Source organism: Streptomyces sp. NPDC058985 (assembly GCF_042740985.1).
GTDB lineage: Bacteria > Actinomycetota > Actinomycetes > Streptomycetales > Streptomycetaceae > Streptomyces.
This window is the reverse complement of the sequence record NZ_JBHYJX010000008.1, coordinates 174,780-186,763: the sequence shown is the minus strand read 5'-3', so window position 1 is coordinate 186,763 and position 11,984 is coordinate 174,780. Positions and strand designations below refer to the sequence as shown.

The following is an 11,984-nucleotide window of genomic DNA, read 5'->3' as shown; positions in this document are numbered from 1 at the left end:
GGAATCGGCTGTCCGCATGAAGATCACGAACGCTACGCTGGGTCGCCGACGAGGCATCAGTGGACCCGGACAACTGCACAGCGGCACACGAGGAATGGGGCGGGCAACGGCGATGATGGGACCAGCACACTCACTCTCGGGCGCCGCGGCATGGCTCGGCGTCGGAGCGGCGGCCGCCGCCGCGGGACACCCGATGCCGTGGCCGGTGCTGCTCGCGGGGGCCCTGATCTGTGCGGGCGCGGCGCTGGCCCCGGACCTCGACCACAAGGCGGCCACCATCTCCCGGGCCTTCGGGCCGCTCTCCCGGGGGCTGTGCGAGATCGTGGACAAGCTGTCGTACGCCGTCTACAAGGCCACGAAGAAGCCGGCCGACCCGCGCCGCTCGGGCGGGCACCGCACCCTCACACACACCTGGCTGTGGGCCGTCCTGATCGGCGCGGGCACGTCGGTGCTGGCCATCACGGGTGGCCGCTGGGCGCTCCTGGCGATCCTCTTCGTGCACATGGTGCTGGCCATCGAGGGCCTGCTGTGGCGGGCCACCCGGGGCTCCAGCAGCGACGTGCTGGTCTGGCTGCTGGCCGGGACGAGCGCGTGGATCATCGCCGGGATACTGGACAAGCCGGACGGCGGCGCGGACTGGCTGTTCACCGCGCCTGGCCAGGAGTACCTGTGGCTGGGGCTGCCGGTCGTCCTCGGCGCGCTGGTGCACGACATCGGGGACGCGCTGACCGTCTCGGGCTGCCCCATACTCTGGCCGATACCGGTGGGCCGGAAGCGCTGGTATCCGGTCGGGCCGCCGAAGCCGATGCGGTTCCGGGCGGGGAGCTGGGTGGAGCTGAAGGTACTCATGCCGGCGTTCATGCTGCTCGGAGGAGTGGGCTGCGCGTCGGCGCTCAACTTCATCTGAGGGAAGCGGGCCCTGGCACCTCAGCCGGAGGCCCCGGCGCCCTGCCCCTCGTCGTGGCCCTCGCCACCGTAGCGCCGCTCGAAGCGGGCCACCCGCCCCTCCGAGTCCACAGTTCGCGCCTTGCCCGTGTAGAAGGGGTGGCTCTCCGAGGAGATCTCCACCTCCACCACCGGGTAGGTCTCCCCGTCGTCCCACGAGATGGTCTGGTCGCTGGTCGCGGTGGACCGGGTCAGGAAGGCGTAGCCGGCACTGCGGTCGCGGAAGACCACGGGCCGGTACTCGGGATGCTTGTCCTGCTGCATGGCTGCTCCTCGTGCCGCGCGGATCATGGAACGGACGGCGCGGATGTGCCGCCGCGGGGGGTGTCAGCCGGGCAGCGAGTCCTCGTCGACGACGTGCATCGCGGCCTCCTCGGCGGAGGCGGCCGCGCCGTCGATGCCCACGTCCAGGGCCACCAGCGCCGGCTCCTCGTCCTCGTGCGCCCCCTCGTCGGGTGCCACGAGCCGGCCGGAACGGTCGGCGCCCACCTCGCCGTCCAGCAGTTCTCCGTCGGTGCCGTCGGCGTCCCCCAGCCCGTCGCCCTCGGGCGCGAGCACGTCGGGCCGCTCCTCGGCGAGCCGCTGGTCGAGGGACTCGCCCTCGTGACGTTCGGCCGCCGTCACGCCGGTGTGTTCCACCGCCCAGGGGCGCTCCGGCGGGGACCAGCCGCGATCGAGGGGATCGCCCACACCGTCGTTCTCGAGCGTGTCCTCGCTGTCGAGCAGCCCGGTGTCCTCCCGCTGCTCCGATCCGTCCGGCTGGTAGACGTCGTCTCCCCATCCGTCGGCGCTGTTCACGGGTACCTCCAGGGGGTGGGGACCGGCCCCTTCTCGCCGCGCGCCGCGGCGGGCCGCCGCTGCACGGGGCACAGGTTTCGCCCGTCGCGGAACCGCATGGTCCCCGGGCTCACCTCGAGCCGGTGCCTACCTCCAGCCTTCCACTCCGGTTCGGGAGCGCGCAACGGCACGGGCCCCGCCCGGGTGCCCGTCCTCCCTGTCCACCCCGTTCCTCGCCGCATCGCCGCTCAGTCCGGCACCCCCGCTTCGGCCCGGCCCGCGCCCGCCTGGTCCGGCACGGGTGAGCCGCCGTCCAGGGCCGATGGGCGGCCCTCAAGCACCGAAGGCCTGCCGTCCGGCACCGAGGGGCTGTGTACCGGCACCGCCGGGGGCCGACCGGGCGGGAGCGATGCCCGTGCCCGGTCGCATTCGAACCCGATTCCGAATCCGCCCCCACTCCCGGAGGGCGCCGCGGGCTCACCCGTGCCAGGACCGCCACAGTGCCGCGTAGGCGCCGTCCGCCGCCACCAGCTCGTCGTGGCTGCCCAGCTCGCTGATCCTGCCGCTCTCGACCACGGCGATGACGTCCGCGTCATGGGCGGTGTGCAGCCGGTGGGCGATCGCGATCACCGTGCGACCGTCCAGGACCCGGGCCAGGGACCGTTCGAGATGGCGCGCGGCCCGCGGGTCGAGCAGCGACGTCGCCTCGTCCAGGACCAAGGTGTGCGGGTCGGCCAGCACCAGCCGGGCCAGGGCGATCTGCTGGGCCTGCGCGGGAGTGAGAGCGAAGCCTCCCGAGCCGACCTCGGTGTCCAGGCCGTCGTCGAGCGCGCGGGACCAGGCGTCCGCGTCGACCGCGCCCAGCGCCGCCCACAGCTCGGCGTCGGTGGCGCCGGTTCTGGCAAGCCGGAGGTTGTCCCGCAGGGAGCCCACGAACACGTGGTGCTCCTGGTTGACGAGGGCGACGTGGGAACGGACCCGCTCCGCGGACATCCGGGACAGTTCGGCGCCACCCAGGGTGATCCGGCCGTCACGAGGACCGTAGATGCCGGCGAGCAGTCTGCCCAGCGTGGATTTGCCGGCGCCCGAGGGCCCGACCAGGGCGAGCCTCGTGCCGGGGGCGACCTCCAGCGACACCTTGCGCAGGACGTCCACGCCCTCGACGTAGCCGAAGTGCACGCGGTCGGCGTGCACGTCCCGTCCCTCGGGGGACAGGGTGCCGTCACCGGCGTCCGGCTCGATGTCCCGCACGCCCACCAGCCGTGCCAGGGAGACCTGGGCCACCTGGAGCTCGTCGTACCAGCGCAGGATGAGGCCGACCGGGTCGACCAGCATCTGCGCGATCAGGGCGGCCGTAGTCATCTGCCCTACCCCGATCCAGCCCTGCAGGACGAACACACCGCCGATCAGCAGGACGGAGGCGAGCACGGTCACATGGGTGACGTTGATGACCGGGAAGAGCACCGAACGCAGCCAGAGCGTGTAGCGCTCCCAAGCCGTCCACTCCCTGATCCGCTGCTCCGACAGCTCGATGCGCCGGGCGTCCAGACGGTGCGCCTCGACGGTGCGTCCGGCGTCCACCGTCTCGGCGAGCGCGGCGGCCACCGCGGCGTACCCGGCGGCCTCGGACCGGTAGGCGGAGGGTGCCCGCCGGAAGTACCAGCGGCAGCCGATCACCAGAAGCGGCACCGCGATCAGCACCACCGGTGCCAGCGGCGGAGCGGTGACCACCAGTCCGCCGAGCAGCAGCACCACCCACACGGCACCGATCGCCAGCTGTGGCACCGCCTCGCGCATGGCGTTGGCGAGCCGGTCGATGTCCGTGGTGATCCGGGAGAGCAGGTCCCCGGTACCGGCCCGTTCCAGCACGCCGGGCGGCAGTCCGACCGACCGCACGAGGAAGTCCTCGCGCAGATCGGCCAGCATCCGTTCGCCGAGCATGGCCCCGCGCAGCCGCACCTCGCGGACGAACAGCGCCTGCACGGCGAGCGCGAGCACGAAGAACGTGGCGGTGAGGCCGAGATGCAGCTCACGGGCGCCGTCCGACACCCGTTCCACGAGCCCGCCCAGCAGGTAGGGGCCTGCCATCGAGGCGATCACGGCGACGGTGTTGACCGTGACGAGGAGCAGGAACGCCCGGCGGTGCCGGCGCAGCAGTTCGCCCGTGTAGGCGCGGACGGTCGCGGGAGCGCCGACGGGGAGGGTGTTCGCCGTCGTGGGGGCCGCCGGGTCGTACGACGGTGGTGCGACGCCGATCATGCCTTCTCCTCGATCTCTTCCAGTCGGTGCAGTACGTCGCCGTCGTGGCGCAGTACGTCGTCAGCGCCCAGGACGTCGTCGTCCGGGGTCTTCGCCGGGCGGCCGCCGGCCTTGCGCCCGCCGACCGCGGTCACGTCCGTGCGGGCTGTCGTCTCCTCGTCGGTCTCGCGGGTCACCACCGCCCGGTACCGCGGCTCGGTGTGCAGCAGGTCCCGGTGCGTGCCGGTCGCGGCGACCTCGCCCTCGTGCAGGAACACGGTCCGGTCCGCGCGGTCCAGCAGCAGGGGCGACGAGGTGAACACCACCGTGGTGCGCCCCGCGCGCAGCGCCCGTACGCCCTCCGCGATCCGTGCCTCGGTGTGCGAGTCCACGGCGGAGGTCGGTTCGTCCAGGACGAGCGCTCCCGGGTCCGTGACCAGGGACCGGGCCAGGGCGAGCCGCTGGCGCTGGCCGCCCGACAGCGAGCGGCCCCGCTCGGTGATGCGAGTGTCCATGGGATCCTTCACATCGAGCGAGCCCTGCGCGAGCGCGGCCAGCACGTCGCCGCACTGGGCGGCGGCCAGCGCGTCCTCCGCGCTCACCGCGCCGGAGGCGGGTACGTCGAGCAGTTCGCGGAGGGTGCCGGAGAGCAGCACCGGGTCCTTGTCCTGCACCAGGACGGCCGTGCGGGCGGATCCGAGGGGCAGCTCGTCGAGCGGCACCCCGCCCAGCAGCGCCGACGTGCCGTCCTCCGAGGGGTGTCCGCCGAGTCGTTCCGCCAGACGTCCGGCCGTGTCCGGGTCGCCGCACACCACGGCGGTGAACCGGCCCGACGGGGCGAGGAGACCAGTGGCGGGGTCGTACAGATCGCCGGTCGGGGTCTCGGCGGTGCGCGTCCCCGCGGTGTCCGTGGCCCGTTCCAGCGCCAGCACCCGGGCGGCCCGCTTGGCCGAGGGCTTGGAGAAGGAGTACGCCATGGCGATCTCCTCGAAGTGCCGCAGAGGGTAGGTGAGGAGCATGACGGAGCTGTAGACGGTGACGAGTTCGCCGATGCCGATGCGGCCCTCGCGGGCCAGGTGGACGCCGTGCCAGACCACCGCGATCAGCAGCAGGCCCGGCAGCAGCACCTGGATCGCGGAGATCAGGGACCACATGCGCGCGCTGCGCACGGCCGCGTGACGCACCTCCTGGGAGGCGCTCCGGTAGCGGTCGAGGAAGAGTGCCTCCCCGCCGATGCCGCGCAGCACACGCAGGCCAGCGACGGTGTCGGAGGCGAGTTCGGTGGCCCGGCCGGCCTTCTCGCGCTGGACGTCGGCCCGCCGAGTGGCCCGGGGCAGGAGGGGCAGTACCGCGAGGGCCAGCACCGGCAGGCCCAGGATCACGACGACGCCGAGGGCCGGCTGGTAGACGACGAGCGCCACGCAGACCAGCACGATGGTGAGCGCGGCCGCGGTGAAGCGGGAGACGGCCTCCACGAACCAGCCGATCTTCTCGACGTCGCCGGTGGACACGGCCACGACCTCGCCGGCCGCGACGCGCCGGGTCAGTGCCGAACCGAGCAGCGCGGCCTTGCGGGCGAGGAGTTGCTGGACTCGGGCCGCGGAGGTGATCCAGTTGGTGACGGCGGCGCGGTGCAGGAAGGTGTCGCCGAGCGCGTTGCCGGCGCAGCACAGCGCCATGAGGCCGCCCGCGAGGGCGAGCCGGCTGCCGGACCGGTCGACGACGGCCTGGATGGCGAGCCCGACGCAGAAGGGCAGGGCGGAGACGGAGGCGAAGTGCAGCATGCCCCAGGCCAGTGACTTGAGTTGGCCGCCCAGCTGGTTGCGGAACAGCCACCACAGGAAGCGGGAGCCCGAGCGTGCGTCCGGCACACCCGGGTCGGGATACGGAAGGTCTTGGATCTGCATGACGTCCCAGTGGCTCGTGTCAGGGGGTGCCGTTGCCACACGGCATCGAGAGGCTGCAAACCGTGAAAGGTTCGCGTCGCGGCATGCCCAAAATCAAGCGGTTTTCCGCGGTGGGGAACGGATCAGGCTGCTTCCGCAGTACTCGCGCCGGGCGTTGGGGACGCGAGTGCGACCATGGACCGATGGGAAGTGGTGGCGCACGGCGTGCGGCGGTCGCGATGGCGGCCCTGGGATCCCTGACGGTGGCGGCGCTGGCCGGCTGCGGCGGCCCCTCCGGGGGCGGCGCGGAGGCCCGGGGGAGCCGGCCGGCCGACGGGGCCGGGCACGCGAGTGCCACGGCCGACCCGACACGGCTCCCCGGCGTCGGCGACCGGTACCAGCGGCTGGTGCCGGCCGGTTCCCGGCAGGTCGTGGCGGTGTACGGCGACGGCCCGGACTCCGCCGACGCCACCGTGGTGCTCTACACGAAGCAGGGCTCCGCCTGGCACCGCGCCCGCAGTTGGGCCGCGCACAACGGCACGAAGGGGTGGACGACCGACCACCGCGAGAACGACAAGCGCAGCCCCGTAGGCGTCTTCACGCTGAGCGATGCCGGCGGAGTACTCCCGGACCCGGATCCCGCCCCGGGTACCGGGCTGCCGTACACCCGTTCCGCGTCCTTCGCGGCGCCGAGATGGTGGGCGAAGTCGTACTGGCACGACTTCGACTACGTGATCGCCATCGACTACAACCGCGTCAAGGGCACCTCGCCGAACGACCCGACCCGTCCCCGGGGCGCGTCCAAGGGTGGCGGGATCTGGCTGCACATGGACCACGGGAGCGGCACGTCGGCCTGTGTCAGCCTGCCCAAGCCGGCGATGGAGTACCTGCTGCGCACGCTGGATCCGGACGCACGTCCCGTGGTGGTGATGGGGGACAAGGCACGGCTGAAGGCCTGACAGCGTCCGGGACCGCCTCAGCTCCCGGTGGCGCTCCGGTCCGGTCCGCAGCCGGGGCCGTCGACCAGCGTGTCCAGCAGACCGCCGAGCACCGCGCGCTGCTCGTCCGACAGCGGTGCCAGGATCTCCTCCGCCGCCGCTCGGCGGGCGCCGCGCAGTTCGCTCAGGGCGGTGCGTCCGTCGTCGGTGAGTTCGATCCGGATGACCCTGCGATTGGCCGGATCCGGGGCACGCCGCACCTTCCCGGCCGCCTCCAGCCCGTCGACCAGCGTCGTCACCGCCCGGGGAACCACCTCGAGGCGCTCGGCCAGGTCGGCCATGCGGGGCGGCGAACCGTAGTGCGCCAGGGTGCGCAGCAGCCGGGACTGGGCCGGAGTGATGCCGAGGGCGCGGTGCTCCAGGTGGCGCTTCTGGATGCGGTGCACCCGGCGGGTGAGCCGCAGCAACTGCTCGGCGAGCAGGCCGTCGGGATCGCAGGCGGTCATGCGGGAACAATATCAGGACGATATTCATTGTGAGTATAGGTAACAATGACCTATGCTCCGCAAGGCCGGCGGTCCGAGGGATCCGCCGGCCCTCCCACTGCCGACACACCCGTAGGAGCCCATGCAACCCGATCGCGCGTCCACCTGGACCGCACCCGCCGACGCCGAGGAACAGCCCCGGCAGGTGCGACGCATCCTGAAGCTGTTCCGCCCCTACCGGGGCCGCCTCGCGGTCGTCGGACTGCTGGTCGGCGCCGCCTCGCTCGTCTCGGTCGCCACGCCCTTCCTCCTGAAGGAGATCCTGGATGTCGCGATCCCCGAGGGGCGCACCGGCCTGCTGAGCCTGCTCGCCCTCGGCATGATCCTCGGCGCCGTCCTCACCAGCGTCTTCGGCGTGCTGCAGACGCTGATCTCCACGACCGTGGGCCAGCGTGTCATGCACGACCTGCGCACCGCCGTCTACGGCCGGCTCCAGAAGATGTCCCTCGCCTTCTTCACCCGCACCCGCACGGGCGAGGTCCAGTCCCGTATCGCCAACGACATCGGCGGCATGCAGGCGACCGTCACCTCCACGGCGACCTCCTTGGTCTCCAACCTCACCAGCGTGGTCGCCACCGTCGCCGCCATGGTCGTCCTCGACTGGCGCCTGACCGTCGTCTCGCTGCTCCTGCTCCCGGTGTTCGTGTGGATCAGCCGCCGCGTCGGCAAGGAGCGCCGGAAGATCACCACCCGGCGTCAGAAGCAGATGGCCGCGATGGCCGCCACGGTCACCGAGTCGCTCTCCGTCAGCGGCATCCTGCTCGGCCGCACCATGGGCCGCTCGGACTCGCTCACCCGCGCCTTCGCGGACGAGTCCGAGGGGCTGGTCGACCTCGAGGTGCGGTCGAACATGGCGGGCCGCTGGAGGATGGCCGTCATCACGATCGTCATGGCCGCCATGCCGGCCGTCATCTACTGGACCGCCGGCATCGCCCTCCAGTTGGGCGGGCCGGAGGTCTCCCTCGGCACGATCGTCGCCTTCGTCTCGCTCCAGCAGGGCCTGTTCCGTCCGGCCGTGAGCCTTCTGTCGACCGGTGTCCAGATCCAGGCGTCGCTCGCGCTCTTCCAGCGCATCTTCGAGTACCTCGACCTGCCGATCGACATCACCGAACGCGACGAGCCGGTCCACCTCGACCACATCAAGGGCGAGGTCCGCTTCGAGGGCGTCGGGTTCCGCTACGACGGCAAGGGCTCCGCGGTCCTCGACGGCATCGACATCACCGTCCCGGCGGGCAGCAGTCTCGCCGTCGTCGGCCCGACCGGCGCCGGCAAGTCCACCCTCGGCCACCTGGTGCCGCGCCTGTACGACGCGACGGACGGCCGTGTCACCCTCGACGGGGTCGACGTGCGCGACCTGGACTTCGACACCCTCGCCCGGGGGATCGGCGTGGTCTCGCAGGAGACGTACCTCTTCCACGCCTCGGTCGCCGAGAACCTGCGCTTCGCCAAGCCGGACGCCACCGACGCCGAACTGGAGGCGGCCGCGCGGGCGGCCCAGATCCACGACCACATCGCCGCCCTGCCCGACGGCTACGACACGGTGGTCGGCGAGCGCGGCCACCGATTCTCCGGCGGGGAGAAGCAACGTCTGGCCATCGCGCGGACCATCCTGCGCGACCCGCCCGTCCTGGTCCTCGACGAGGCGACCAGCGCGCTGGACACCCGTACCGAGGCCGCCGTGCAGGACGCCATCGACGCGCTGTCCGCCAACCGCACCACGGTCACCATCGCCCACCGCCTGTCCACCGTCCGGGACGCCGACCGCATCGTCGTCCTCGACTCGGGGCGCCTGGCCGAACAGGGCACGCACGAGGAACTCCTGGAGCGGGACGGACGCTACGCGGCACTGGTCCGCAGAGACGCCCGACTGGAGCCGACAAAATGACGATATGCCAGGTTTGTGTGCAAATCGGGGTTACCGTGCCCGCATGCAGACGAACACTCCGCGACGAAGCGCGAGGCGCGCGAGGAGCGCCGGCAGCACCAGGAGACCGAGGAGCCCGAGGCGGACGATTCGGCTGACGCGCCGGGGCCGTGTCGCCCTGATCGCGGCCGGCGCCGTCGTGGCCGCCACCGCCGTGGCGGTGCCGCTGCTGACGACGGACGAGGAGGGCGAGTCCCGCCCCACCTCGCTCGTGATCCCCGAGGGCTGGCGGGCGACGCAGGTCTACGAGGCGGTCGACAAGACGCTCGAGATGCCGGCGGGCACCACCAAGAAGTCCCTGGCCAAGGCCGACCTCAAGCTGCCGAACGACGCCGAGGGAAATCCCGAGGGCTATCTCTTCCCGGCGACATATCCGCTCGGTGAGTCTCCGACACCGGAGAAGCTGCTGGAGGCCATGGTCGACGCGGCGAACAAGAAGTTCACCGGCGCGCCGGTCGCCGCGGGCGCCCAGCGCAACGCACTGAACGTCTACCAGGCCGTCACCATCGCCAGCATCGTGCAGGCGGAGGCCGCCGCCAAGGAGGACATGGGCAAGGTGGCCCGGGTGGTCTTCAACCGGCTGGAGCGCGGGATGCCGCTCCAGATGGATTCCACCATCAACTACGCCCTGGGCCGTTCCACACTGAACACCACCACCAAGGACACCCGGATCGACAGCCCCTACAACTCGTACCAGCGCATGGGCCTGCCGCCCACGCCCATCGCCAATCCGGGCGACGTCGCGATGACCGCCGCGATCAATCCGACCCCCGGGGACTGGTTGTACTTCGTCACGGTCAAGCCGGGCGACACCCGCTTCACCGCCGACTACGCCGAACACCAGCGCAACGTCGCCGAGTTCAACCGGGCCCGGGAGAGCGCCTCGAAGGCGGCCGGGGCCGGGTGACCGGGCGGGACGTCACGCGGCCACCGGTGCCTCCTGGGCCAGCAGCCGCCTGATGTCCCGCACGGCCGAGCGCCCCGCCCGGTTGGCACCGATGGTGCTGGCAGACGGCCCGTAGCCGACGAGGTGGACCCGCGGATCGGCGACCGCGCGCGTCCCCTCGACCCGGATGCCACCGCCCGCCTCCCGCAGCCGCAGCGGCCGCAGATGATCGATGGCGGGCCGGAACCCGGTTGCCCACAGGATGACGTCCGCGGCCACGCGCCGCCCGTCGCCCCACTCGATCCCCTCGGGCGTGATCCGGTCGAACATGGGCTGCCGGTCCAGCACACCCGACTCCAGCCCCGCCCGGATCGCGTCGTTGAGCGGCAGCCCCGTCACCGACACCACGCTCTTCGGCGGCAGCCCCTGCCGCACCCGTTCCTCCACGAGCGCCACCGCCGCCCGGCCCGCGTCCTCGTCGAAGGGCCCCTCACGGAAGACGGGGGGCCGCCTGGTCACCCAAGTGGTGGAAGCGGCGTACGAGGCGATCTCCAGCAGATGCTGCGTCCCCGAGGCACCGCCGCCCACCACGACCACGCGCTGCCCGGCGAACTCCTCGGGCCCGGCGTACTGAGCGGTGTGCAGTTGCCGGCCCCGGAAGGACTCCTGCCCGGGGTAGCGCGGCCAGAAGGGCCGGTCCCAGGTGCCGGTCGCGTTGATCAGCGCCCGCGTGGACCAGGACCCGGCCGAGGTCTCCACGAGCAGCCGCCCGCCCGCCCCCTCGCGCACCGCGCGCACGTCGACGGGCCTGCGCACCCGCAGGTCGAAGGCCCGCTCGTAGTCGGCGAAGTACCCGCCCACCACCTCGGCGGACGGCCGCGCCGGATCCGCGCCGGTCAGCTCCATGCCCGGCAGCGAGTGCATGCCGTGCACCTTGCCGTACGTCAGTGACGGCCAGCGGAACTGCCAGGCGCCCCCTGGGCCGGGCGCGTGATCCAGCACCACGAAGTCGCGTTCCGGCTCGAAGCCGGTGCGCCGCAGGTGATAGGCGGCGGCGAGTCCCGCCTGACCGGCCCCGATGACGACGACCTCGACCTCGCGTGTGTAGTTCACGCTTCTACCAACGGTGCCGGGGGCCCGGATCTTCCCGCGGTGTCAGGATGGTGCCATGTCAGATGCCTTCACCACCCGCGTCCTGAACCTCGCCACCGGCTCGGCGGAGCGCGTCGCCGACATCACCGGTGACTGCGAGTCCTTCCTGCGCGATGCGGCGGCCGGCCGCGACGGCCTCCTCAACGTCTTCGTGCCGCACGCGACCGCCGGGATCGCGATCATCGAGACCGGCGCCGGCAGCGACGACGACCTGCTGGCCGCACTGCACACCCTGCTCCCGGCCGACGACCGCTGGCAGCACCGCCACGGCAGCCCGGGCCACGGCCGCGACCACGTCCTGCCCGCCTTCGTACCCCCGCACGCGACCCTGCCGGTGATCGACGGCCGCCTGGAGCTGGGAACCTGGCAGTCCGTGTGCCTGGTGGACACCAATAAGGACAATGCCAACCGTCAGGTTCGACTGAGTTTCCTGGGCTGAGGGATCGTCCTGGGTGCGGCCGCCGATTCTCGGATGAAGCCCGCCGCCTCGTCGCCGGAACGGCAACGCGAGGACCGCTGACCGCCGCCGCGTCTGTCGGCGGCCACAGCATCGGCTGGGCCGACGACTGAGAGGTCGGTCTTGGGCGCCACCGCTCCCGTGCCCCGGCCGAGACTGGGCCCCGGGCTTCGAGTATGCGGCCGACGCGGATGCCTGCCACGGCGGACACCAGCAATGCCGCAGAGAACGCGGCG

General features: G+C 72.3%; 11 protein-coding genes. 5 read left to right on the top strand and 6 right to left on the bottom strand.

Annotation, left to right across the window (positions count from 1 at the left end; all coding sequences use genetic code 11):
* Positions 1-112: 112 nt before the first annotated feature.
* Positions 113-907, top strand: coding sequence for a metal-dependent hydrolase (locus ACFW01_RS10225; RefSeq protein WP_234957469.1), 795 nt, complete (start codon positions 113-115; stop codon positions 905-907).
* 20 nt (positions 908-927) lie between these two features.
* Here ACFW01_RS10225 and ACFW01_RS10220 read toward each other — a convergent pair whose 3' ends face one another.
* From ACFW01_RS10220 to ACFW01_RS10205, 4 genes are all read right to left on the bottom strand, one after another.
* On the bottom strand, positions 928-1,209 hold the full coding sequence (locus tag ACFW01_RS10220; protein WP_384502893.1) for a type B 50S ribosomal protein L31: 282 nt from the start codon (positions 1,207-1,209) through the stop codon (positions 928-930).
* 63 nt (positions 1,210-1,272) lie between these two features.
* Positions 1,273-1,743: a DUF5709 domain-containing protein gene (locus tag ACFW01_RS10215; RefSeq protein ID WP_234957467.1), complete on the bottom strand. Its 471-nt coding sequence runs from the start codon at positions 1,741-1,743 to the stop codon at positions 1,273-1,275.
* A gap of 456 nt (positions 1,744-2,199) precedes the next feature.
* Positions 2,200-3,981 (bottom strand): ABC transporter ATP-binding protein, encoded by a 1,782-nt coding sequence (locus tag ACFW01_RS10210; protein ID WP_234957466.1) that lies wholly within the window; start codon positions 3,979-3,981, stop codon positions 2,200-2,202.
* Complete coding sequence (locus tag ACFW01_RS10205) at positions 3,978-5,867, bottom strand: ABC transporter ATP-binding protein (protein ID WP_384502890.1); 1,890 nt, start codon at positions 5,865-5,867, stop codon at positions 3,978-3,980. The genes ACFW01_RS10210 and ACFW01_RS10205 overlap by 4 nt, the downstream gene beginning before the upstream one ends.
* Before the next feature lie 182 nt (positions 5,868-6,049).
* On the opposite strand from ACFW01_RS10205, the gene ACFW01_RS10200 reads away from it, so the two are divergent.
* Positions 6,050-6,805 (top strand): L,D-transpeptidase family protein, encoded by a 756-nt coding sequence (locus ACFW01_RS10200; protein ID WP_384502888.1) that lies wholly within the window; start codon positions 6,050-6,052, stop codon positions 6,803-6,805.
* A gap of 17 nt (positions 6,806-6,822) precedes the next feature.
* On the opposite strand, the gene ACFW01_RS10195 is transcribed toward ACFW01_RS10200, so the two are convergent.
* Entirely contained in the window at positions 6,823-7,290 is a 468-nt protein-coding gene (locus ACFW01_RS10195; protein ID WP_384502886.1) for a MarR family winged helix-turn-helix transcriptional regulator, read from the bottom strand.
* A gap of 121 nt (positions 7,291-7,411) precedes the next feature.
* Between ACFW01_RS10195 and ACFW01_RS10190 the strand changes: the two genes are divergently transcribed.
* A complete protein-coding gene (locus ACFW01_RS10190) occupies positions 7,412-9,214 on the top strand; it encodes an ABC transporter ATP-binding protein (protein WP_384502884.1) in 1,803 nt (600 codons plus the stop codon).
* Between the two features lie 43 nt (positions 9,215-9,257).
* Positions 9,258-10,160: an endolytic transglycosylase MltG gene (mltG, locus tag ACFW01_RS10185; protein WP_384502882.1), complete on the top strand. Its 903-nt coding sequence runs from the start codon at positions 9,258-9,260 to the stop codon at positions 10,158-10,160.
* A 12-nt stretch (positions 10,161-10,172) separates the two neighbouring features.
* Here mltG and ACFW01_RS10180 read toward each other — a convergent pair whose 3' ends face one another.
* A complete protein-coding gene (locus ACFW01_RS10180; RefSeq protein ID WP_234957461.1) occupies positions 10,173-11,252 on the bottom strand; it encodes an NAD(P)-binding domain-containing protein in 1,080 nt (359 codons plus the stop codon).
* Positions 11,253-11,307: 55 nt separating this feature from the next.
* On the opposite strand from ACFW01_RS10180, the gene ACFW01_RS10175 reads away from it, so the two are divergent.
* On the top strand, positions 11,308-11,730 hold the full coding sequence (locus ACFW01_RS10175; RefSeq protein ID WP_384502880.1) for a secondary thiamine-phosphate synthase enzyme YjbQ: 423 nt from the start codon (positions 11,308-11,310) through the stop codon (positions 11,728-11,730).
* The last annotated feature ends 254 nt before the right edge of the window (positions 11,731-11,984 follow it).

What these genes read in the sequence shown, in the direction of transcription:
- ACFW01_RS10225 (WP_234957469.1), top strand. Translation starts at nt 113, where the DNA reads ATGATGGGACCAGCACACTCACTCTCGGGCGCCGCGGCATGGCTCGGC.
- ACFW01_RS10220 (WP_384502893.1), bottom strand. Translation starts at nt 1,209, where the DNA reads ATGCAGCAGGACAAGCATCCCGAGTACCGGCCCGTGGTCTTCCGCGAC.
- ACFW01_RS10210 (WP_234957466.1), bottom strand. Translation starts at nt 3,981, where the DNA reads ATGATCGGCGTCGCACCACCGTCGTACGACCCGGCGGCCCCCACGACG.
- ACFW01_RS10205 (WP_384502890.1), bottom strand. Translation starts at nt 5,867, where the DNA reads ATGCAGATCCAAGACCTTCCGTATCCCGACCCGGGTGTGCCGGACGCA.
- ACFW01_RS10200 (WP_384502888.1), top strand. Translation starts at nt 6,050, where the DNA reads ATGGGAAGTGGTGGCGCACGGCGTGCGGCGGTCGCGATGGCGGCCCTG.
- ACFW01_RS10195 (WP_384502886.1), bottom strand. Translation starts at nt 7,290, where the DNA reads ATGACCGCCTGCGATCCCGACGGCCTGCTCGCCGAGCAGTTGCTGCGG.
- ACFW01_RS10190 (WP_384502884.1), top strand. Translation starts at nt 7,412, where the DNA reads ATGCAACCCGATCGCGCGTCCACCTGGACCGCACCCGCCGACGCCGAG.
- mltG (WP_384502882.1), top strand. Translation starts at nt 9,258, where the DNA reads ATGCAGACGAACACTCCGCGACGAAGCGCGAGGCGCGCGAGGAGCGCC.
- ACFW01_RS10175 (WP_384502880.1), top strand. Translation starts at nt 11,308, where the DNA reads ATGTCAGATGCCTTCACCACCCGCGTCCTGAACCTCGCCACCGGCTCG.